This is a genomic window from Nocardiopsis sp. NPDC058789 (assembly GCF_042745575.1).
GTDB classification, from domain to species: domain Bacteria; phylum Actinomycetota; class Actinomycetes; order Streptosporangiales; family Streptosporangiaceae; genus Nocardiopsis; species Nocardiopsis eucommiae.
Map to the genome: position 1 here is coordinate 177,541 of NZ_JBHYOW010000013.1, position 20,587 is coordinate 198,127.

Annotated in this window: 16 protein-coding genes, 5 tRNA genes and 2 CRISPR repeat arrays (1 of these 23 cut by a window edge); of the genes, 11 read left to right on the forward strand and 10 right to left on the reverse strand. The window is 69.1% G+C overall.

Annotated elements, in window-relative coordinates; genetic code table 11:
* Window positions 1–144 precede the first annotated feature (144 nt).
* The 4 genes from ACFW3L_RS20365 to ACFW3L_RS20380 all read left to right on the forward strand — a co-directional run bounded on the left by ACFW3L_RS20365 (window position 145) and on the right by ACFW3L_RS20380 (window position 4,512).
* Window positions 145–1,302 (forward strand): acyl-CoA dehydrogenase family protein, encoded by a 1,158-nt coding sequence (locus ACFW3L_RS20365; RefSeq protein ID WP_378742778.1) that lies wholly within the window; start codon window positions 145–147, stop codon window positions 1,300–1,302.
* A gap of 280 nt (window positions 1,303–1,582) precedes the next feature.
* A complete protein-coding gene (locus ACFW3L_RS20370; protein ID WP_378742780.1) occupies window positions 1,583–3,118 on the forward strand; it encodes a serine/threonine-protein kinase in 1,536 nt (511 codons plus the stop codon).
* Between the two features lie 435 nt (window positions 3,119–3,553).
* Entirely contained in the window at window positions 3,554–4,240 is a 687-nt protein-coding gene (locus ACFW3L_RS20375) for a hypothetical protein (protein WP_378742782.1), read from the forward strand.
* 110 nt (window positions 4,241–4,350) lie between these two features.
* The gene (locus ACFW3L_RS20380) at window positions 4,351–4,512 is read left to right on the forward strand and encodes a hypothetical protein (RefSeq protein ID WP_378742784.1); all 162 of its coding nucleotides are present in this window, start codon (window positions 4,351–4,353) and stop codon (window positions 4,510–4,512) included.
* Window positions 4,513–4,604: 92 nt separating this feature from the next.
* Here the strand turns inward: ACFW3L_RS20380 and thrS are convergent, their stop codons facing one another.
* Entirely contained in the window at window positions 4,605–6,581 is a 1,977-nt protein-coding gene (gene thrS, locus ACFW3L_RS20385; RefSeq protein ID WP_378742786.1) for a threonine--tRNA ligase, read from the reverse strand.
* Window positions 6,582–7,138: 557 nt separating this feature from the next.
* Between thrS and ACFW3L_RS20390 the strand changes: the two genes are divergently transcribed.
* A complete protein-coding gene (locus ACFW3L_RS20390) occupies window positions 7,139–7,444 on the forward strand; it encodes a PGPGW domain-containing protein (protein WP_378742788.1) in 306 nt (101 codons plus the stop codon).
* A gap of 149 nt (window positions 7,445–7,593) precedes the next feature.
* Here ACFW3L_RS20390 and ACFW3L_RS20395 read toward each other — a convergent pair.
* Window positions 7,594–7,667, reverse strand: a tRNA-Val gene (locus tag ACFW3L_RS20395).
* A gap of 476 nt (window positions 7,668–8,143) precedes the next feature.
* Here ACFW3L_RS20395 and ACFW3L_RS20400 point away from each other — a divergent pair.
* Window positions 8,144–8,566: an SsgA family sporulation/cell division regulator gene (locus tag ACFW3L_RS20400; RefSeq protein ID WP_017546787.1), complete on the forward strand. Its 423-nt coding sequence runs from the start codon at window positions 8,144–8,146 to the stop codon at window positions 8,564–8,566.
* A 61-nt stretch (window positions 8,567–8,627) separates the two neighbouring features.
* Here the strand turns inward: ACFW3L_RS20400 and ACFW3L_RS20405 are convergent, their stop codons facing one another.
* On the reverse strand, window positions 8,628–9,470 hold the full coding sequence (locus ACFW3L_RS20405) for an aminotransferase class IV (protein ID WP_378742790.1): 843 nt from the start codon (window positions 9,468–9,470) through the stop codon (window positions 8,628–8,630).
* A gap of 360 nt (window positions 9,471–9,830) precedes the next feature.
* On the opposite strand from ACFW3L_RS20405, the gene ACFW3L_RS20410 reads away from it, so the two are divergent.
* The 5 genes from ACFW3L_RS20410 (at window position 9,831) to ACFW3L_RS20430 (ending at window position 10,855) form a co-directional block, all read left to right on the forward strand.
* Entirely contained in the window at window positions 9,831–10,262 is a 432-nt protein-coding gene (locus ACFW3L_RS20410; protein WP_049567257.1) for a roadblock/LC7 domain-containing protein, read from the forward strand.
* Window positions 10,263–10,422: 160 nt separating this feature from the next.
* Window positions 10,423–10,495 (forward strand) — tRNA-Gly (locus tag ACFW3L_RS20415).
* Window positions 10,496–10,566: 71 nt separating this feature from the next.
* Window positions 10,567–10,639: transfer RNA gene (locus ACFW3L_RS20420), tRNA-Gly, on the forward strand.
* A gap of 47 nt (window positions 10,640–10,686) precedes the next feature.
* Window positions 10,687–10,761, forward strand: a tRNA-Cys gene (locus ACFW3L_RS20425).
* 20 nt (window positions 10,762–10,781) lie between these two features.
* Window positions 10,782–10,855 (forward strand) — tRNA-Val (locus ACFW3L_RS20430).
* 380 nt (window positions 10,856–11,235) lie between these two features.
* A CRISPR array of direct repeats spans window positions 11,236–12,050; the repeat unit is 24 nt; unit sequence GTTGCTACCCCTCGTAGGGGCGAT.
* Between the two features lie 131 nt (window positions 12,051–12,181).
* Here the strand turns inward: ACFW3L_RS20430 and cas2 are convergent.
* From cas2 to ACFW3L_RS20465, 7 genes are read right to left on the reverse strand one after another with little or no spacing between them, the layout of a single operon-like run.
* A complete protein-coding gene (gene cas2 / locus ACFW3L_RS20435) occupies window positions 12,182–12,445 on the reverse strand; it encodes a CRISPR-associated endonuclease Cas2 (protein WP_378742792.1) in 264 nt (87 codons plus the stop codon).
* Window positions 12,446–12,452: 7 nt separating this feature from the next.
* Complete coding sequence (cas1b, locus tag ACFW3L_RS20440) at window positions 12,453–13,433, reverse strand: type I-B CRISPR-associated endonuclease Cas1b (RefSeq protein WP_378742794.1); 981 nt, start codon at window positions 13,431–13,433, stop codon at window positions 12,453–12,455.
* Window positions 13,433–13,930: a CRISPR-associated protein Cas4 gene (locus tag ACFW3L_RS20445; protein WP_378742796.1), complete on the reverse strand. Its 498-nt coding sequence runs from the start codon at window positions 13,928–13,930 to the stop codon at window positions 13,433–13,435. The genes cas1b and ACFW3L_RS20445 overlap by 1 nt, the downstream gene beginning before the upstream one ends.
* Entirely contained in the window at window positions 13,927–16,992 is a 3,066-nt protein-coding gene (gene cas3 / locus ACFW3L_RS20450) for a CRISPR-associated helicase Cas3' (protein WP_378742798.1), read from the reverse strand. The genes ACFW3L_RS20445 and cas3 overlap by 4 nt, the downstream gene beginning before the upstream one ends.
* Window positions 16,989–18,017, reverse strand: a complete 1,029-nt coding sequence (gene cas7i, locus ACFW3L_RS20455) for a type I-B CRISPR-associated protein Cas7/Cst2/DevR (protein WP_378742800.1) — start codon at window positions 18,015–18,017, stop codon at window positions 16,989–16,991. The genes cas3 and cas7i overlap by 4 nt, the downstream gene beginning before the upstream one ends.
* Window positions 18,014–19,423, reverse strand: coding sequence for a hypothetical protein (locus ACFW3L_RS20460; RefSeq protein WP_378742802.1), 1,410 nt, complete (start codon window positions 19,421–19,423; stop codon window positions 18,014–18,016). Before ACFW3L_RS20460 ends, cas7i begins: the two co-directional genes overlap by 4 nt.
* Window positions 19,420–19,911, reverse strand: a complete 492-nt coding sequence (locus tag ACFW3L_RS20465; RefSeq protein WP_378742804.1) for a CRISPR-associated endoribonuclease Cas6 — start codon at window positions 19,909–19,911, stop codon at window positions 19,420–19,422. The genes ACFW3L_RS20460 and ACFW3L_RS20465 overlap by 4 nt, the downstream gene beginning before the upstream one ends.
* Window positions 19,912–20,425: 514 nt before the next feature.
* Window positions 20,426–20,587: a CRISPR direct-repeat array (repeat unit 30 nt; unit sequence GTTGCTACCCCTCGTAGGGGCGATGAGGAC) (it continues 652 nt past the right edge of the window).

The window sequence follows — 20,587 nt, forward strand, 5'->3', positions numbered from 1 at the left end:
CCGCGTTGTGCGGGGCCTCGGGGCGGGCGGGCGGGCCCGGCGGGTGGGTGAGGGCCCTGCGCGCCGTGGCCTCGCCCCCCCCCCCCCCCCCCCCCCCCCCCCGCCCCCCCCCCCCCCCGCCCCGACCACCCCCGAGGAGCAGCGATGAACCGCCACGAACTCTCGACCGAGCACGACGACCTCCGCGCCGCCGTGGAGACCTTCGCCCAGACCGAGGTCGCACCGGTGATCGGCGACTTCTACGAGCGGGGCGCCTTCCCGTACGACATCGTCGCCAAGATGGGCCAGATGGGCCTGTTCGGGCTGCCGTTCCCCGAGGAGCACGGCGGCATGGGCGGCGACTACTTCGCCCTGTGTCTGGCCCTGGAGGAGCTGGCCCGGGTGGACTCCTCCGTGGCCATCACCCTCGAGGCCGGGGTGTCGCTGGGCGCGATGCCGATCCACCGCTTCGGCACGGAGGAGCAGAAGAAGACCTACCTGCCCCGGCTCACCTCGGGCGAGGCCCTGGGCGCCTTCGGACTGACCGAACCGGACGGCGGCTCCGACGCCGGGGCGACCAGGACCACGGCCCGCTTGGAGGACGGCGAGTGGGTGATCAACGGGACCAAGTCGTTCATCACCAACTCGGGCACTGACATCACCGCACTGGTCACCGTGACCGCCGTGACGGGCCGCCGCGAGGACGGACGGCCGGAGATCTCGTCGATCCTCGTGCCCAGCGGGACGCCCGGCTTCTCCGTGGGCCAGAAGTACTCCAAGGTCGGCTGGAACGCCTCGGACACCAACGAGCTGGTCTTCGAGGACTGCCGGGTTCCCGAGGCCAACCTGGTCGGTGAGCGCGGCCGGGGCTACGCCCAGTTCCTGCGGATCCTGGACGAGGGCCGCATCGCCATCGCGGCGCTCTCCGTGGGCCTGGCGCAGGGCTGCGTGGACGAGAGCGTGCGCTACGCCCACCAGCGGCAGGCGTTCGGGAACAGCATCGGCCGGTACCAGGCGATCCAGTTCAAGATCGCGGAGATGGAGGCCCGCGCGTACGGCGCCCGCCTGGCCTACTACGACGCGGCCTCGCGGATGCTCGCCGGTGAGCCCTTCAAGAAGGAGGCGGCCATCGCGAAGCTGATCGCCTCCAACGCGGCGATGGACAACGCCCGCGACGCCACGCAGGTCTTCGGCGGCTACGGCTTCATGAACGACTACGCCGTGGGCCGCTTCTACCGGGACGCCAAGATCCTGGAGATCGGCGAGGGCACCAGCGAGGTGCAGAAGATGCTCATCGCCCGCGAGCTCGGCCTGCCCGCGTAGGCCACCCCGACCCGCGGCCCCGGAGACAACGGCGTCCCCGGGGCCGCGTCACGTCTGGGCCCGAACCTTTCGGGGGCCGGGCGCGTCAACCGTGCTGGAGCCCCTTCGTGTGTGACCACCCCGTCACTGGGAGAATGGGGCCGCATCGGACCCCCTACCCCCCGAGGTTTCGACACCGTGACACCCCCTTCCTCCGTCGGCTCCCCGCCTTCCGGGCCGGCCCCGCCGCCCCCCACCGCCGGGGGCCGCCGGGCCCGTGTCCTCGGGCGTGAGGCGCGGGATGGGTAGGCCCGGCCCGGTCGTGCGGCCCCTGGGCGCGCACGACCCCGCGCGCCTGGGCCCGCACCGCCTGGTCGGACGGCTGGGGTCCGGGGGGATGGGCACCGTCTACCTCGCGCGTCCCCGGTTCGGTTCCCCCGTCGCGGTCAAGGCCGTGCACCCCGAGTTGGCGGACGAACCCGAGTTCCGGTCGCGGTTCGCCAGGGAGGTCGCCACTCTGAGCCGGGTCCGCAGCCCGTTCGTCCCCGCCTTCGCGGGCGCCGATCCCCAGGCGGAGGTCCCCTGGCTGGCCACCGCGTACGTGGACGGACCCACGCTCAGGGAACAGGTGGAGCGGGTCGGTCCCCTGCGCGGCGCCGCCCTGACCGGGCTCGCCGCCGGGATGGCCTCCGCCCTGGCCGACATCCACGCCGCCGGGATCGTCCACCGCGACCTCAAGCCGAGCAACGTCATCCTCTCCCCCGACGGTCCGAGGGTCCTGGACTTCGGTATCGCCCGCACCCTGGACGGCACCGCCCACCCCGGGCTCGCGGGGGTGATGGGAACCCCGGGCTGGATCGCCCCCGAACGCTTCCGGGGCGCGCCCGCCACGGCCGCCTCGGACGTGTTCGCCTGGGGCCAGCTGACCGCCTACGCGGCGACCGGCCGCAACCCCTTCGGACCGGGGAGCTCCGAGACCGCCGTGCGGCGGGTGTTGCGCGGTGAGGCCGCCCTGGACGGCGTGCCCCCGGAACTGCTGTCACTGGTGCGCGCGTCCGTGAGCCCCCTCCCGGGGTACCGGCCCGCCCCGCACGAGATCCTGCGTGCCCTGGGCGACGGGCGCGGACTGCCGGGCGCGGGGGCGGTGGCCCTCCGGGTCACGCGTGACGGGTGCTCCTCCCCCGGTCCCGTGGTCGGCGGCGCGCCACGGCACCGCCGGGTCCTGCGCCGGGGTGCCGCCGCCCTGACGGTGGCCGTGGTCGTCACGGCGGGCGCGGTCGTGGGCGTGCGGCACGGTGGAGCGGAACCCGAGCGGATCGGGATGTCCGGGGTGGGCGGTGCCGGAGACGTGGCGCCCCGGGCAGGCGACTGGCCCCCTCCGGAAGCGACCGACACGGCGACCGGTGCCGGACGCCGCAGCGTGGTGGTGCTCGGGAGCGGCGGCCCCGGCGGGCGGGGCCACCGGGCCGAGTTCACCCTGGGGGCTCCCGGAGGCTCAATCATCCGGGTCTCGCCCCCCGAGCGCTCCCCTTCCGGCGCACTGGTCCTCCACGGCGAGGTCGTCGCCCCGGAGGCCGGGGACGCGTACGGGATCTCCGAGGAACGGTTCAGCGTCCTCACCGAGGGCGGGGAGTACTCCCCCAGCCGTGTCCGAACCGAGGGGGCCGACGACGCGGGTGTCCGCTTCTCCGTGGGCTTCGAGGGCGCCCCGGCGACCGGGCTCCTCGTCGTCCACGGGAGCGATCGAGGCGGGGAGGTGGACGAGGCCCCGTCGGTCGGGGTCTGCTACAGCGTGTCCGACGCGGAGTTCTCCGTCGACTACGCACGGTGCACCTGAGCTCCGTGGCGGCCGCCGCCGGAACCTGGTTCTCCGGAGAACCCGCTGGCCGGTTCCGGACACGCCTTCGCCCACGCGCCCGGGAGGGTGCGGGGCCGTGAGGGTCGCGGCGCACCCCCGGGGCCTGCGGGGCCGCTCCCGACACCCGTCCCGACCGTGTTTCCGTGCGTTCGGGCCGTACGCGGCCCCGGCCCCGGAGGTCCCGCCCGTGGTGGCTCCGGGACACCGGGAAGCCTCGGTCACGGAGCGTGCACGGATCCGAGCGGACGGGAGTACCGGCCCAAGGGGTGACAAGGGCCGTCCATCGGCACAGAATGGAGCCAGACGGCCGGTGCGGGCCCCTGAACCTCGGGCTCGCGGAGACCCGGCCCGCCACGGCGGGCCCGCCTCGGGTCCCCCGGTCCCTCACCTTTTCCCCACCGGAGGAGACACCGGATGGAAGGCGCACTCTCCCTGATCGCCCTGGTCGCCGTCGTGGTGTCGGCCGGGGCCATCACGGTGGCCGCGCACTTTCGCAAGGAACGGGTCACCGAGCTCCAGGGGTGGGCCCGTGGACACGGATGGCACTACACCGAGCACCATCCGCGTCCCCTGGAGGAGGCGATCCTCCCGGCCGCCCTGCACGGCCGCGACCCGCGCGTGCGACACGTGCTCACCGGTCGGCGCGGCACCCACCTGGTCACCATGTTCGAGCTCACCCACGCCGATTCGAACGCGCGGCGAGGCGCCGGGAGCCCCCGGCACACCCACCGCGTCGTGGCCGTGCACACCCCGGGTCCCGGCGCCGACCTGGAGATCCGACGACGCGACCTGGCCCGCACCGTCTCCCTCGACGCCAGCGGCGGCCCGGAGGAGGTCCGCGCGGCGTTCGCGGAGGCCTTCCGCACCGTCGGCTCCGACGACCGCTTCCGGGAGGCGGTCCTGGACCACGACACCGTCTCCTGGCTGCTGTCCGACTGCCGGTCGCGTTCCTTCCCGGTGCGCTTCACCGGCGGCCACGCCCTGACCTGGGCGACCCTGCGCCTGGACCCCGACCGTGCCCTCGCGGCGGCGGACTACCTGATCGATCTGGTGAGCCGGGTCCCCGCCCGGGCCTGGGCGCGCGACACCGCCGGCTCCTGAACCGCACCACGCGCCCCGGCCCGGCCGTGTGCGCCGCCCCCGAGGGTGCGTCGGTGTCGGAAGGGGCCGATAAAATCCGGCGTACCCCAACGCACAAGGAGCAGTACCCCATGAGCGACCCCAACGCCACGCACCGCATCTCGCGCGCGGACCTGTTCCGTGACGACGAGGAGGAGACCACCCCGGACCCCGACGCCACCGCGCAGATCTCCCGTGAGGACCTCTTCAAGGACGGGCCGAAGGACGCGAAGAGCCCGCGTGAGCGCGACTGACCGACCCCTCCCCGCCACGACGGAGCGCCCGCCCCCGCACGGGGGACGGGCGCTCCTCTCGTCCTCGGGGCGCGCACGCCCTGGCGCGGCCCCTACGGGCGGCGCTCGCGGACGGCGGCGACGATCTCCGCCACCGCCTCGTCCACGGGCACACCGTTGTTCTGGGAGCCGTCGCGGTAGCGGAAGGAGACCGCTTCCTTGCTGATGTCCTCGTCACCGGCCAGCAGCATGAAGGGGACCTTCTGCTTCTGGGCGTTGCGGATCTTCTTCTGCATCCGGTCGTCACTGGCGTCGACCTCGACCCGGATCCCCTCCGCGCGCAGCTTGGCGGCGACCTCCTGGAGGTAGGGGACGTGCTCGTCCGCGATGGGGATGCCCACCGCCTGCACCGGGGCCAGCCACGCGGGGAACGCTCCGGCGTAGTGCTCCAGCAGGACGGCGAAGAACCGCTCGATGGAGCCGAACAGGGCGCGGTGGATCATCACCGGGCGCTGACGGGAACCGTCGGCGGCGGTGTACTCCAGGTCGAAGCGCTCGGGCAGGTTGAAGTCCAGCTGGATGGTGGACATCTGCCAGGTGCGGCCGATGGCGTCCCTGGCCTGCACGGAGATCTTGGGGCCGTAGAAGGCGGCGCCGCCCGGGTCCAGGACCAGTTCGAGCCCCTGCTTCTCGGCGGCCTGACGCAGGGTGTCGGTGGCCTCCTCCCAGCTGGCGTCGTCACCGACGTACTTCTCCGGGTCCTTGGTGGACAGCTCCAGGTAGAAGTCCTCCAGGCCGTAGTCGCGCAGGAGCTCCAGCACGAAGGTGAGCAGCGAGTCGAGCTCGTCCGCCATCTGCTCACGGGTGCAGTAGATGTGCGCGTCGTCCTGGGTGAAGCCCCGGGCCCGGGTCAGGCCGTGCACCACACCGGACTTCTCGTACCGGTACACCGTGCCGAACTCGAACATGCGCAGCGGCAGCTCGCGGTAGGAACGCCCGCGCGCGTCGAAGATCAGGTTGTGCATCGGGCAGTTCATCGGCTTCAGGTAGTAGTCCTGACCGCCGTCGAGCTGCATGGGGGGGTACATGCCCTCCGCGTACCAGTCCAGGTGGCCTGACTTCTCGAACAGGGCGCTCTTGGTGGCGTGCGGCGAGTAGACGAACTCGTACCCGCTCTCCTCGTGGCGCTTGCGGGAGTAGTCCTCCATCACCCGGCGGATGATGCCGCCACGGGGGTGGAAGACGGCCAGGCCGGAGCCGATCTCGTCCGGGATGGAGAAGAGGTCGAGCTCGGAGCCGAGCTTGCGGTGGTCCCGCTTCTCGGCCTCCTCCAGGAAGGCCAGGTACTCCTTGAGCCGGTCCTTGGTCTCCCAGGCGGTGCCGTAGACGCGCTGGAGCTGCGGGTTGGTCTCCTTGCCGCGCCAGTAGGCGGCGGCGGTGCGCATGAGCTTGAAGGCCGGGATCACCTTGGTGGTGGGGATGTGCGGCCCACGGCACAGGTCCTTCCAGCACAGCTCGCCGGTGCGCGGGTGGACGTTGTCGTAGATCGTGAGCTCACCGGCGCCGACCTCGGCGGACGCGCCCTCGGCGGCCTCGGCCGCGCCGCCCTTGAGACCGATCAGCTCCAGCTTGTACGGCTCGGTGGCCAGTTCGGCGCGGGCGTCGTCGTCGGAGACGGCGCGGCGGTCGAACCGCTGCCCCTGCTTGATGATCTGCTGCATCTTCTTCTCGATGCTCTTGAGATCGGCGGGGGTGAAGGGCTCGGCGACGTCGAAGTCGTAGTAGAAGCCGTTCTCGACGGGCGGGCCGATGCCGAGCTTGGCCTCCGGGAAGAGCTCCTGGACGGCCTGGGCGAGGACGTGCGCGGTGGAGTGGCGCAGGATCGCCCGCCCCTCCTCGGAGTCGATCGCGATCGGCTCGACGACGTCGCCGTCGGAGAGCTCCCGGGCGAGGTCGCGGGGCTCACCGTTGACCAGGGCGGCGATCACGGTCCTGCCGTCCGCCTCCAGCGCCTGGCCCGCGGTGGTCGTGGCCGCCACCGCACGCGGGGTTCCGGCGAGGGTGATGTGCAGCTCAGACGCGGCGGACACGGTGACTCCTAGGGATTTACGTCGATGTCGTGGACGCGAACCCGCCCGCGTGGGTGCGCGGACGCAGGTGTTTCGCACCCCCGATGCTATCGGCTCCGGGAGGGGGGTGCTTCTGGTTGTCCACAGGGGCCCGGCCGATCCGACGGGTGCGCCGGAAACAACGCCCAGGGGCGAAACAGTCGTGATTCGGTCGTGGAATTCGGCCGCACGACTGGTCGTGGGCGCAGAGGCGAAGAGACCGCCGACCCACCCTCTGACGAGGACGAACCCGTGCACACCGGAAGGTTCTGTCATGGATCATCACGTTTTCCGGGGTTTCTCCACAGCCGTCGGAGGAACCATTGATCCGACCCGCGAGATCGGTGAGAATCAGCAGACATCCGATCACGACGACCCAGCCCGACCCGAAAGCACCAGTCGCATCGACCGAATACTGTGAGCGCATGTCACCGAGCCCACCGAGCGGGCCACCGGCCCCGGAGACATCCCCCACTCGCCATGCCCGTGTACGACGGTGGAGGCGCCTGCGCGCACGGCTCCGCCTGTTCCGCAGACGCATGCACACCCACCCGGCCCTGCACCTCCCGTGGCGCGTCCTGGTCGGAACCGTGGGCACCGTCGTCATCCTGGCCGGGGTCGTCATGTTGGTCGTCCCCGGGCCCGGGATCGCCTCGATCCTCCTCGGACTCCTGATCCTCAGCACCGAGTTCCGCTGGGCGCACCGGCTGCTGAGGCCCGCCCGGGTGTGGACCCGCCGGGGCGAGAGGTGGGCGCTGAGGACCAGGGAACAGCTCCTGGAGCGCCGCCGCGAGCGCAGGGCCGCCAGGGCCGCGCGCCGTGGACGCGCCGCTCCCCCGGACTGACCCCCGAATGGGTGCGGACCTTTCCGGGACCACACCACCTCCGAAACCCGCACGGGGACGCATACGCGCACGTTGCCCGAGCTTGACCCGACCAAAACAAAAAAAGAGGGGCCCGGTTCGTGTGATACGAACCGGGCCCCTCCGCACTGTGGGCGATACTGGACTCGAACCAGTGACCTCATCGGTGTGAACGATGCGCTCTAGCCAACTGAGCTAATCGCCCCTGTGTGCCGCTCTGTCCGGCCTCGTCGGCCTGACAAGAAAAACTCTAGCGCATCTCCGGGAGTGTTCGACGCACACAAACCCGCCCAGCGGGCACGAAGTCACGTGATCGAGGTCACATATGCTGGTCAACGGGTTCCCACGAGGCTCCCCGGTCAGCCATGATCCCCGCAATGAGTAGGAGTTCCCGCCCCCGTGGCCCCTCCCTTCGTGACCGCGGATCGACCTCCGCGTGACACGGGCCACTCATCATGGGGAAATCTTTGGTTTCCCCTGGTCATTACAGTGACGAAGGATCGTGGTGCCGCCAGGCGGCGCGCTGGCCCCGCTGGGCGGGCAGCGAGATCTCCGGTCCCACCGACCAAGAAAGTTCCCGTACTCACGTCATAGTCCGCGGACAGCCGCGTAGGAGCGAGTGAGGCGGCAACCGGCCCGCGCCCCAGGACTCTGGGCCGGACGAGAAAAGGTTTGGCGAACATGAACAGTAGCGACACCACTGCCACCGCCGAGCTGGGCCTGCGACTCGTGGTCCCGGAGCGCACCGCGGTTCCCCTGGTCGCGCGACTCGACTACAGCGCTGACGACCCGTACGCGATCCGCGTCGCGTTCCACACCGGCGAGGACAACCCCGTCGAGTGGATCTTCGCGCGCGAGCTCCTCACCGTGGGCATCGTCCGCCCCGTCGGTGAGGGCGACGTCCGCGTGTGGCCCTCCAAGGACGAGAGCGGCGACCGCTCGGTCAGCATCGCGCTGTCCTCGCCCTTCGGCCAGGCCGAGTTCGACACCCAGGTCTCACCGCTGGCGGAGTTCCTCCACCGCACCTACGAGATCGTCCCGGCGGGCCAGGAGGGCCAGTTCGTGGACCTCGACGAGGAGATCCAGCAGCACCTCCACTCCTAGGGAGCACCCAGGGGTCGGGAACGAAGAGGACGGCGCCGGGGCGCCGTCCTCCGTCATGCCGTCACGGGTCGATGTCGGCCGCGGAGCGCTCCGCGAACACCGCCATCGCCTTCCTCGTGACCGGCCCTGGCTCCGCCGACACCTGGCGTCCGTCGATGTCGAGGATCGCCTGGACGTCACGGCCGGTGGAGGTCAGGAAGGCCTCGGAGATCTCGGGGAGCCGCTCCATAGGGACGTCCTCCTCGTCCCCGCCGAACCACTCCAGGACGAGTTCACGGGTGATGCCCGCCAGCGGACCGGCCGAGAGCGGCGGGGTGACCAGCCGGTCGTCGAGCACCACGAAGACGTTGCTGCCGGTGCCCTCGCACAGGTTGCCCGCGATGTTGCGGAAGACCGCCTCGCTCGCACCCCGTTCCCGCGCGTACGCGAGCGCGCGCACGTTGTCCGCGTAGGACGTGGTCTTCAGCCCGGCGAGCGCGCCGAACTCGTTGCGGGGCCAGGGGGCCAGGGCCACCTTCGTCGAGGGGGCGATCCCGGGGAAGGGGCCCAGCGCCACGATGGCGGTCTGCTCGCCCTGACCCCGGTCCGATCCCAGTGGCCCGACCCCGTCGGTGACGGTGATGCGCACCCGGGCGTCGGTCATCTCGGGGTTGGCGGCCACCGCCTGGGCGACGCCGTCCGCGATCAGCTCCAGGTCCGGCTCGTCCATGCCCAGCCCCCGAGCGGAGCGGGCCAGCCGCTTCAGGTGGCGGGTGAGCGCGAACGGCCGCCCGTTCTGCGCGCGCACCGTCTCGAAGACGCCGTCTCCGACGGTGATCCCGTGGTCGGCCACGGGGATCAGTGCGTCCCTCTCGTCCAGCACGGCGCCGCGACCGTGTCCGGCACCCGCGATCCACACCCTCATACCAACCCCCACACGTTCTCTGGGCCCCTGGTCGGGCCGGTGACACCCCGAATCCTGCCACTTCCGCGCCCCGTCCCGCCGGGCGATGCCCTACCCCCCGGGGAGGGGCCTGACAAGGCCTCTGTCCGGCACCGGCCGCCGGTCCGGTGGCGCGACGGGTTTTGGCAGGGTGTCAACGCAGGTCACAGCCCCCGTTTCGGGACGGTGGACCACCCGGAAACGATGGCTTGTGCCGGACAGATAAGTTACGAATGACTATCATCTGGGCAACGCTTATGCGGGACCGGTGGCAGCGTCCTCCCCTGCCGGTACACGCGTGCCCCCTCGCCCACGACCGCACCAGACACAGCGAAGAGAGACATGACCCCACCGAGCACCGCCCGCGGCGAACTCAGCTGGCTGCTGGACGACCTCCTCACCCGCGCCTCGGGCACCCAACACGCCATCGTCCTGTCCACGGACGGGCTCCTCATGGCCACCTCCAGCGGGCTCGACCGGCCCGCCGCCGAACACCTCTCGGCGATCGCCTCCGGGCTGCACAGTCTCGCGGGAGGGGCCAGCAAGCAGTTCTCCGCCGGGAACATCCGCCAGAGCATCATCGAGATGGACCGGGCCTTCCTCTTCGTGGCCGCCGCGGGCGAGGGCGCCTGCATGGCCCTGATGTCCGACGCCGACAGCGACGTGGGCCTGATCGCCTACGAGATGAACAAGGTGATCGAGCGGGTCGGCCAGTACCTGTCCGCCCCTCCGCGCCCCGACATGCCGTCCTCCCCCGCACACGTGGAGAAGTAGCTCCTGCCGCCGGGGCGGGCCGGTCCGGCCTGCCACGGCAGGGCGCGAAAGCCCCTGGGGAAGACGATTTCGCACTTCCCCGGAACTTCCGCTAGAGTTCCTAACGCAGCGAGGGACGCGGCACCGGGAAGCCCCGGAGGCCCGCCGACACACTCGCCGCGCGGACGTGGCTCAGCTGGTAGAGCATCACCTTGCCAAGGTGAGGGTCGCGGGTTCGAATCCCGTCGTCCGCTCGAGACGATTCGCCTTGTGCCTCCCCAGGTGGCACAATCGGATCGGGTTCGGGGCAACACCCCGGGCACACGCGGACGTGGCTCAGCTGGTAGAGCATCACCTTGCCAAGGTGAGGGTCGCGGGTTCGAATCCCGTCGTCCGCTCGGAGTAAGGCACGCATGGGTGCCACGCGGCTCCCCCGTGCTTGCATGCCGGAGTGGCCGAGTGGTTGAGGCAAGGGACTGCAAATCCCTGCACACGGGTTCGATTCCCGTCTCCGGCTCCACGCGCACCACATTTCCATAAGGGCGATTAGCTCAGTTGGCTAGAGCACTACCTCGACACGGTAGGGGTCACAGGTTCGAGTCCTGTATCGCCCACATCACGCGAAAGCGGGTTCCCACGGGAGCCCGCTTTCGTCGTTTCCACGGTGGCGCCCACCCAGCATCGGTGCCCCACCGAACAACCGATCCCGTCGATGAGAGCGCCCACGCCCTGTCTCCACCGCTCTACGGCCACCTTGGAGTTCGCACTTCTTCCTCTCCAGAGTGACCAGCTCGTAGACGCGCTTCATCCCCGGGATGGTGTGCCCCGACCGGGAGGCCCTGGCGACTTCGGGGGCCTCGGCCAGCCCGGTCCGGTGCGAACGCCGCCCCGCGTCGGTGAACCTCATCATCTCGGCCAGGGCAGATCGCAACCAAGCAACTCACTGGGGCGATGAGGACGCCCAGCAGCTCCAGGCCGTCCAGGCCCAGGCTCGGTTGCTACCCCTCGTAGGGGCGATAAGGACCTGCCGCACCTCGTTGCTGAGGATGGTGAACGCGGTGTTGCTACCCCTCGTAGGGGCGATGAGGACCTGGGGGATCGACAACGGCACCATCCATGACCTGTAGTTGCTACCCCTCGTAGGGGCGATGAGGACACCTGGTCGCCTGCGGTGAGCAGGGTGGACAGGTGTTGCTACCCCTCGTAGGGGCGATGAGGACCGGGGCACCCCGGCCCACGGTGCGGGCGCCACACCCGTTGCTACCCCTCGTAGGGGCGATGAGGACCCGGGTGGAGCTCTCACACACCGCCTACCTGCTGAGTTGCTACCCCTCGTAGGGGCGATGAGGACGTTCCAGGGGTGGCTGCTCGCCTCCACCGGCGCCTTGTTGCTACCCCTCGTAGGGGCGATGAGGACTGGGTGATCTGGCTGGAGGAAGTCCCCGACATCATGTTGCTACCCCTCGTAGGGGCGATCAGGACAGGCCCTGAAGAACTCCTGAAAACAGAGTGGCCCGCGTTGCTACCCCTCGTAGGGGCGATCAGGACCGGGATCGCCAGCGGCTCTCTGAGCGCGTCGCGGCGTTGCTACCCCTCGTAGGGGCGATCAGGACGTCTGGTTCGCGGTCGGCTGATCCCGGGAGATGGACTGTTGCTACCCCTCGTAGGGGCGATCAGGACGGTGGGGCCGCCGGTTGGTGTGGGTGGTGGTGGGGGTTGCTACCCCTCGTAGGGGCGATCAGGACGTCGGCCGGTACAAGATCAACAAGAAGCTCGGTCGTTGCTACCCCTCGTAGGGGCGATCAGGACCCGAGAGTAAAGCCGCAGGTCCAAGCTCCACAGCGCGAGCCCGAAGGCCACTTTTTTCAGCGACCCTCCGGTAGTGCAGCAGAAGCCGGTGCGCCGCTGAAAACCGACACCTCGTCACCAGCATCGCCCTCTCACAGAATGTCACTCGGCTCGGGTTTGGCGATCCCCCACGCCAGCCGCTGCGGCACCACCCCCGGCGGGAACGTGTAAACCAGAACGTGATCGTATCCATCATCGATGACATCCTTGACCGCGCTCTCGAAGCGTTTGAACTGCGCAGGGCTCAACTGCCCTTCGAAGACGCTGCGCTGCACGTGGTGCAGGTACAAGCGACAGGTCCGCAGGATCTGCGGGTTGCGTTCGGCAGCGGTGTCGTAGACGACCACGACGTGCACGTGCGCATCACCACCAGATCCTGAAGGGCTTGTAGGTATCGCCTTCCAAACAGGCCCGGGTCACTTTGAGGGCCTCCAGGTGCAGCAGTTCGTCGTAGGCCACCGGTCGTTTGAGCTCGCGGTGGTTGACGGTGGTCGCGAACTCGTCGCGGACCGCGGCAACGACCAGTTTGCGGCCTGTGTCACTGAGCATGGCCTGGTTGGAGTCGATGTCGAAGTGGTGCGGTTTGAGCTGGTTGCGCGTAGCCATGCGCAACAGCAGGCGTTCGGAGAACATCGGCTTGAACATCTCAGCCAGGTCCAGGGCCAGGGAGTGCCGTTGGCGTTCCATCGTGCTGTGCAGGAAGGCGATACCGCTGTGGAGTGGGGTCAGACGCAGCGCGGTCACGGTGCGGGCGTAGACGATGCCGTTGACGTAGCTGATGAAGGCGTTTCCGGCGTTCTTGGGCGGGCGGCGACTGCGTCCGTGCAGTTGCAGCCAGTCAGGGAGTTTGGTGTCCAGAACTTCCCAGGCCGAGCGACGGAAGTTGCCCTCCAATCCCATGAGCGAGGCAGTGTCGGGTGCGTCCTCGGCTTTGCTCTTGAGAACTGTGTAGGGGGCTTTGAGCAGGGGCCGGTCGATGATGCGGCGCACGTTGAAGGCGGTGGCGCGCACGATGTCGCGGGCGATGGGCATGGCCCGCTCAGGGTCGGTGGCTAGTGCCACCTGGGCGATGACGGTTTCTCCGGAGGTGGCGGTGTCAGCGGCGGTCAGGGATCCGGTGTAGTCGCCGTAGTAGCTGAGCAGGTGCACGTTGATGTGGTGCTGGTTGAGCAGGCTCACCACGGAGGTGTTGACGTCGACGGGTTTGCAGGCGATCAGGTCGCGCACATCAGTGATGGGGATGCGTACGTGTTCGCCGTGTTCGCGTTCGATGACCAGGGACTGGTCCTTGCGTCGGATGCGACAGCTCGTGGTGAGCCAGTAGGTGCGGGCTGCGGTCGGCATCACTGGCTCCAGCAGTAGTCGAAGTAGCTACATCCCCGGCATCGGGTGCGGGCCAGCCTGGGCGGTGAGAGGGGTTGGGCGACGGTGGTGCGCACCTGGGCGATGTCTGAGCGGGCTCGTTCGTCCCAGGTGGATTCGTAGGGCATGCGTTGGGTGCGGCGGGTTTTGGGGTAGCGCAGGATCGCGCCCTGGGCGTCGACACCGACGAGGCGGAGCCGGTAGCAGTAGTGGATGGCCTGGGCCTCGTCGGCCGAGCTGGGGCGCGAGGAGGATTTGGTCTCGTGTACCCACAGGTTCCCGTCGAGGTCGTCCAGGCGTGCCGAGCCCAGGTCGACGGGGTGGGCTCGGCGGTAGGAGGTGTCGTGGACGGCTTCACCGAGCTGGACGGTGGCGCTGGTGGCCTCGGGGCGGAAGCCGCGGGCGAACAGCCAGAGTTGGCGTGGGCAGTGGTGGAGGTACTTGACGTGGACGCCGCCGACGTCCTCGGCGCTGATCACAGGAGCACCCCGGGCTGGTAGGTGTTGCCCGCGTTGCCGGGCGGGTGGATGGCGATCAGACCGCGGTCCGCTTCGTATTCGGCGTCGATGACCAGGACGTTGAGGGTGTGGTCCCAGGTGCCCAACGCTCGGGCGTAGTGCGGCAGCGGGATCAGGTACTGGGAGGCCAGCAATTTGCCCGTGCCGCGTTCCTCTCCGGGGGAGGTGTTCTGGAGGGCGTCTTTGTAGTCCTTGCGGTCCTTGGCGAGGATGCCTTCGACGCCGTCGAACATCTCGTCGAAGGCCTTCGAGAGAGCTGTGGTGTCGTTGAGTGGCTCGTCGAAGGCCAGGAACTGGTCGCGGAAGAGCTCTTGGGAGGCGTCGGTGTGGTCCTGCCACCTCTTGCCCCAGGGGCCGTTGTAGATGTCGTCGAGCCAGGCGGTGAACAGCTGCTCGTCGAGTTCGCCATCCTGGTGACGGACCAGGATGTCCCAGCCCAGCTGGGTGGGTTCGGCGTCGTAGACCTTGTCAGCGCAGTCGGGGCCGGACTTGCCTCTGGGGGCGTAGTGGGGGCGGTGGACGACGACCGGCGCCGGGTGCTCGAGGGCCGCGACGCGGTTGACACGGCCGAAGCGCTGCAGGAGTGCTTCCAGGGGTGCGGCGGAGGTGTGCAGGACGTCGAAGTCGACGTCCAAGGACACCTCGACGACCTGGGTGGCTACCAGCAGCCCGGGTTGGCGGGGTGTGGTGCGGGTGCCGAACCGCTCTCGGATGGCCTCCTCGATCCGGTTGCGGTCGCCGGTCTTGAAGCGCGAGTGCAGGAGGAGGGCCGCGTCCTCGCCATGGAGTTCTCGGGCGAGCGGCGCGAGTTGGTCGTACAGGTACCAGGCGTCAGCGACGTTGTTGGCGATGACGGCCACGCTGTGTCCCGCGCGCAGTGCGCCCGTGATCTCTTCGATGCTGGCGGGGCCGGTGAGGTGTTCCTCGCGCAGGTGCAGTCGGTGGCGGCGCGGCCAGGTGTGGTCGCTGTCGGGTTCGACCAGTTGGACCTTGTGGTCTGGCCCCAGGGCCGCACGGATGGTCTCCAGGAGCCGGTCGGGCAGGGTCGCGGACAGAACGGCGATGCGCCCGCCCAGGCGGACCCACAGTTCCATCATGGCCAGGATCATGCCGAGGCGGCGGGGCTCGTAGGCGTGGAGTTCGTCGAAGACGAACGTGGAGTTGGCGCTGTCCAGGAGGGTGGAGGAGTGCGCGGTACCGCCCAGGGCCCCGCGCAGGAGCTGGTAGGGGGTGGTGACACGCACGAGTTCGCGGAACAGGCGGCTGGCGTTGGCCTGAGCCACCGCGCGGGAGGCGTGCTGCCGGTCGGTTCGGGTTCGGTCAGCCTGGGTGGTGTCGCAGGTGGCGGTGGACAGGTAGAAGCTCGCGGCACGGGAGTGGACGACGCCGACCTGATCGTGGTCGAGGTCCTCACGTAGGCGGGTGGCCATGGCGTTGATGGAGGCCAGGTAGGGCAGGGCGTAGAACAGGCGGGGTGTGCCTCCCGTTTCGTGTGCTGAGTGCTGGGTGTGGGTGGTGGCCCACAGCAGAGCGGCTTCGGTCTTGCCCTGGCCAGTGGGGGCGCGCAGCACCATGTGGGTGGTCGTGGTGTGTGCCTGTTCCTGGTGCGCGTAGGTGTGGGCACCTTTGGCCTTCAAGGTCGAGCGCAGCTGTGTGGGGTAGTCGATGCTGGTCAAGGGGTGGTCGGTGAGGAGGTGGCCGTGAGCCGAGGCGACGTGGTCGGCCAGGGTGATGGCTCCTTGGAGCAGGAGGGCGCTCAGGCCGGCCGCCTCATCAGGGCTCTGCCCGCGTTCCCAGTGCGTGAGGATGCGGTTCAACAATCGGTGCCCGGCCTGGGCCAGCTCCTGGGGGGTGACCTCCTGCGGAACGGGGACGTCGGCGGCCCGGGCCAGCCAGATGGCCAGAGCGTTGGCCGAAGTGGAGTCCACGGGGGCGAAGTGGTCGTGGAAGTCCTCGGGGCGGATCAGGGGGCGTGCTTCGTTGCGGATGGACCCCTCTCCCCCGGCCAGGGGGCGGTGGTGGGTCACGACGCCCAGTCCGATCCGGGTGCGTTCGTCTTCGGGGAGATGGGCCAGGACGTGTTCGACGAAGGCGAGGGAGTAGATCTCGTGTCGCTTGCCCCAGGGTTGTGTGGGTGGGGGGTTGCCCACCATGGTCTGGAAGCCGTCGGGGACCTTGCCCGCGTCGTGGAACAGGCAGGCGAGCCTGGCCCGGTTCCAGAACTGGCCGTCGGTCTCGGGAAGGGGGCCGATGCGTGAGTGCAGCGTGTCCAAGGCTCGGGTGGTGGCTTGCAGATGGGTGGTCAGCGCCTCCCCCTGTTGGGGAGGCTGGGCGCGTTTGTCGGCGCTCTTGGCCCAGATGTGGGCCAGCTCAACAGGCTTGCTGGAACCGGCGTTGGGGTGGACGGGGGCTAGGGGGACGACCGCTTGACCATCACTGGTGTGCCACGGGGAGTCGATGTGGGCGCGGCTCCCTTGGGAGGCGTAGCGGTAGGTGCCCCACTGGATACGGGAGCGGTCAGCGCTGATGGAGTGCGGCATCCGCAACTGCATCCCTGACGTGGACGCCTCGGCGGGCAGCAGGGCGTGGCCCTGGGTGCCCTGCCCAGGGTGCAGGGTGACGCGACGGGTGTGGGCCGAGGCCAGGTCCTGGCTGCGGCCCAGCCGTAGCGGCCAGACCGGGCGGCGCAGCGCCCGCTCCCACAGGTCCAGGTGGTCCAGTACCCACAGGGTGAGGGTGGTGCGGGCGAGGAACTCGTGGTCCTTCGGTGTGGGGGCGGGCTTCTTGCCCGCTTTGGCCAGAGGGTGGAAGGTCTCCAGGTCCACGCCCTTGCCCTGGGCCGTGAAGGCCATGGCGAAGCGGGCGTCGGGGGGCATGCGGTCCCAGCCGCCCACCGCGGCGGCCAGCAGGCCAGCGACGGTGGACGGCGGTGGGCAGGGCAGAGTGACCTGAACCCCCGAGTACAGGGGGTTACGAAACGAAGCCACCGGAGCGTCGATGGTGATCTGGAGTGCGCTGGTCATACGGTCGCGTCCTCGAACCAGGCGTCGCGCTGCCCCGCCTCGATCTCCTTGGCCAGCGCCCCCAGCACGGTACGGGGGTGGTCGATCACCACCCGACCAGCGGTGATCTCCTCGGCCAGGTCCTGACGAGCTTGGTCACGCTGAGCCCCCAGGAACCCGGGCGCCCAACCGATGTGTACAGGACCATCCAGCTCATCGGACCAGGCCCGCAGCTCCTCGGCGAAGACCACCGTGTCGAAGAACGCCCCCTGTGGCCCGGCGGCCAGCACACGGGTGAAGGGGTTGTTGCCGCCCTTGAGCGGGGCCAACAGTACGAAGGAGGGGGCCCGGTCGCCGTAGTGGAGGGCCCGGCTGGCCCCGCCCTGAACCTGGGCCAGGGTGCGCAGCAAAACGGCGGCGCGGCGGCGGCGCTCCTGGATCGGCAGGCGCAGCGACTCGACGCCGCGCAGCACATACTCGCTGGCACCGGCCTCGACCGCTGCATCGGCCGAGGCCGGGGAGAGCGCCTTGCGCAGCCCGCCGCCGTCCTGTTCGAACGTACCCACCCGGGGCAGGTCCACCAACATGTCAGCGGCCATCTCGGCGGTGTAGTGCTCGTGTTCGTGGATGACCGGGTCGGCGTCGGCCGGGAAGCCGCGGCTCATCGTGCCGAAGTCGGCCACGATGCGCTTGGCAGGCAGCGCCACCAGGGTGCCCGTGGCGAGCACGGTGTCGCGCTGGTAGTTGCCCTGTTTGGTGGCGACCATGTAGCCGAACAGGTCATCGTCGAGGTACAGGTCCGGGCGCCCGTCGGTGTAGGCCTGCTGCTTCTTGCCGGTGCCCGAGCGGGTGACCGGGGAGCGCTTCTCGGCCAGGGGCAGGGAGTCACGCCACCAGCGGCGGAAGGCCTGGGCGGAGATGTAGGGGACGCGTTCGCCGCGGCCGATGGTCAGGTATTTGACCTTGGACATGTTGTCCTCGCCACGACCGTTGTTGGGGGCGCCGGCGGTGATGTCCAGGGCGATCTTGCCCACGAGGTAGGTCATGCGTCGTTCTCCGCTTCCAGGTCGGTTTCGGTGATGAGGTCGTCGGTGCTCACGTCGTCGTGGTCGTGTCCGCGCCAGGAGGGCTTGAGTTCGTGCAGGTGGTTGAGGACCCCGATGAACAACAGGTCCCGGTGGAGGAAGACCCGGTCCTCGGCGTCGAAGAGCAGCCGCCACTGGCGCTGGGTGATGAAGGGGGCCGCTTCCTGGGTGCGCAGGGTCCGGTCGACGGACTGGCGCTGCAACCAGGCACGCAGGGTCGTGAGCTTCTTGCGTGCCTGGAGGAACTTCTTCAGTTCCTTGTCGTCGTCGGTGTTGAGGACGGAGGCGATGCGTGCGGCGAGTTGGTCGATCTGGTCCATGTCGGTGGAAGACACCTGGAGCACCTTCGTGGCGTAGTCGGAACAGGTGGCGGACAGCAGAGGGGTCTGGGCGCAGATACCGCCCTTGCTCAGGGCGCGTTCGCGTAGGAAGTGGGAGACGGTGGGGATGACCCTCTCGGGGAGGTCGAACAGGTTGCGGGCGAGCATGGAGCGGCCGGGGACCTTTTCCCACCGGTGGGCGCGTCCCAACCAGTGAAGGGACGGTTTGGGCAGGTCGCTGATCCACGCGGTGGTGGGCTGGTCCATGGCGTGCACGGCCAGGTCCTGCTCCTTGTTGCTGTTGGTGAACACCATGAGCTCCACGCCGTCGGTGACGCGCTCCTCGTATCCGCGCACTCGGCCCAGCGCCACGAGTTGGCGAGCGTAGGAGGGGCGGGTTCCGGCGGGTGCGCCGGTGACGGCGTGGCGGCGGGTCTGGTCGACCTGGAACTTGGTCAGTGCCCACAGCAGGTCGTCGTCCCAGGTGTGCAGTGCGGTGGCGCGCCCGCCCCAGATCGAGCATCCGTAGGGCAGGGCGTAGAAGCTGAGCAGGCAACCCCGGCAGAGGGCCATCCCCTCATGCGTGGGGATGGTGGTGTTCCGGTAGGAAGAGCTCTCCATCAGCGGGACATCGACCTTGCCGTAGAACCCACAGGCCGACTGATCACACAGGACGCACCGGGCATCCACCACCGTGTCGTTCTCGGGCAGGTGCCGCCAAGCAGTCAGGTTGTCTTCGAGCCCTTGCCCCAGGAGGGATTTGCGGTTGGTGGTGTTGATCGGGCAGTTGGGCCAGAACAAGTAGCTGGCGCCGAGCCAGAAACCGTGAGGACCTTTGCTGTCCGCGATTTCGGTGGTCCGCGCCAAGTCTCGGGTCATGTTCGTGTTCGCGGCCCGCAGGTCCTCTTCGGTCAACTCCACCGGGTGAGTGAGCTGCTTCAGGTTCTTTCGGGTCCGATGTACGAGGCTGGACAGGGCGAAGGCGCCGATCCGCTGAAAGGGGTGCGCGGTCAGGTGCACCCTGAGCCCGGTGGCAGTGGTGCTCATGCGATCACCCATCCGAACCCGGCCGAGTTGGCCTGACCCAGTCCCCAACTCCAAATGCACTGCAGGGTCTCGGGAGCACCGTGGATCTCCGCCTCGATTGCCGCACCGGGTTTGTGCCCCTGACTGACGGCGAAACTGCGTTTGGGGCCCACCCAGGTGATGGCTTGCACCGAAACATCGGGGTCGACACCGATCGTTTGCGCTTTGCGGCGCAGGTTCCCTTCGAAGTAGGCAGGGAACTCGGGCTCTGTCGGCAGTACCCAGGCCTGGCGCGTGGTGCGCTCGCCGTGCTCGTTGTGCCCGGATCCCTTCATCACCACAGGGGTGGAGGTCCGCATCACTGCCTTACCGGAGGCGAAGTTCGGTGGGGCGATGACATCGACGCCCTGAACCCGCAGCGCCGTGCCGCCCCAGTCCAACAGGTGCTCTCGGGCCAGGCCCTTGGCCAGACCTTCGACGAGCTCCGGGACCGGGCTGGTGAACTCCACAGTTCCCGTTCCACCGGCGGAGTAGCGACCGCGTCTCCGGGAGGCGGACGGGAAGGTAGGGGCGCTGTGGCCGAAGGGAACCATGCCGGTTTCCCCCCAACCACGTTCATGCAACCGGGCTCCGAGCTCCGGCGCTCCGAAGGAGAGCAGTTCATAGACCAGGCCGCGCCCCGGGCGCAGCACTTCTCTCCACTCAAGAGACGGGGCCCTGGTGTGAACCGCTACGCGAAGACGCACCGGCGACCTCCTTACACAACATCAGATGACAAGGCCTCACAGTAGAAACCGCCTCCGACAAAAGAGGCCTCAGATCGGCAAGATGGCCGACCAAGGCCAAATAACGCGTTTCCGTTACACCAGATGAGGAAAACTGGTAAGAGCACTGAAAACCGTAAACACGTTCGATAAAGAGTGGTGCTCAAAACTACTCAAAGGAAACCCGACATAAGCCGTCCCTCTCCGGGGCAATGAGGACGGTGTTGCACGGCAGCCGCCAGGTCCGTGACCTCATGGCGTTGCCACCCCTCGTAGGGGCGATGGGACGCCCAGGCCGGGGGTGATGGTAGCGCTGCACACGGTGTTGCTACCCCTCGTAGGGGCGATGAGGACCACATGTTCCGCCGGGAGGTCACAAAGCAGCTGCTGTTGCTATCCCTCGTAGGGGCGATGAGAACGG

Coding starts and splice junctions, on each gene's coding strand:
- ACFW3L_RS20365 (WP_378742778.1), top strand. CDS start 145: ATGAACCGCCACGAACTCTCGACCGAGCACGACGACCTCCGCGCCGCC.
- ACFW3L_RS20370 (WP_378742780.1), top strand. CDS start 1,583: ATGGGTAGGCCCGGCCCGGTCGTGCGGCCCCTGGGCGCGCACGACCCC.
- ACFW3L_RS20375 (WP_378742782.1), top strand. CDS start 3,554: ATGGAAGGCGCACTCTCCCTGATCGCCCTGGTCGCCGTCGTGGTGTCG.
- ACFW3L_RS20380 (WP_378742784.1), top strand. CDS start 4,351: ATGAGCGACCCCAACGCCACGCACCGCATCTCGCGCGCGGACCTGTTC.
- ACFW3L_RS20390 (WP_378742788.1), top strand. CDS start 7,139: ATGCACACCCACCCGGCCCTGCACCTCCCGTGGCGCGTCCTGGTCGGA.
- ACFW3L_RS20400 (WP_017546787.1), top strand. CDS start 8,144: ATGAACAGTAGCGACACCACTGCCACCGCCGAGCTGGGCCTGCGACTC.
- ACFW3L_RS20405 (WP_378742790.1), bottom strand. CDS start 9,470: ATGAGGGTGTGGATCGCGGGTGCCGGACACGGTCGCGGCGCCGTGCTG.
- ACFW3L_RS20410 (WP_049567257.1), top strand. CDS start 9,831: ATGACCCCACCGAGCACCGCCCGCGGCGAACTCAGCTGGCTGCTGGAC.
- cas1b (WP_378742794.1), bottom strand. CDS start 13,433: ATGCCGACCGCAGCCCGCACCTACTGGCTCACCACGAGCTGTCGCATC.
- cas3 (WP_378742798.1), bottom strand. CDS start 16,992: ATGACCAGCGCACTCCAGATCACCATCGACGCTCCGGTGGCTTCGTTT.
- cas7i (WP_378742800.1), bottom strand. CDS start 18,017: ATGACCTACCTCGTGGGCAAGATCGCCCTGGACATCACCGCCGGCGCC.
- ACFW3L_RS20460 (WP_378742802.1), bottom strand. CDS start 19,423: ATGAGCACCACTGCCACCGGGCTCAGGGTGCACCTGACCGCGCACCCC.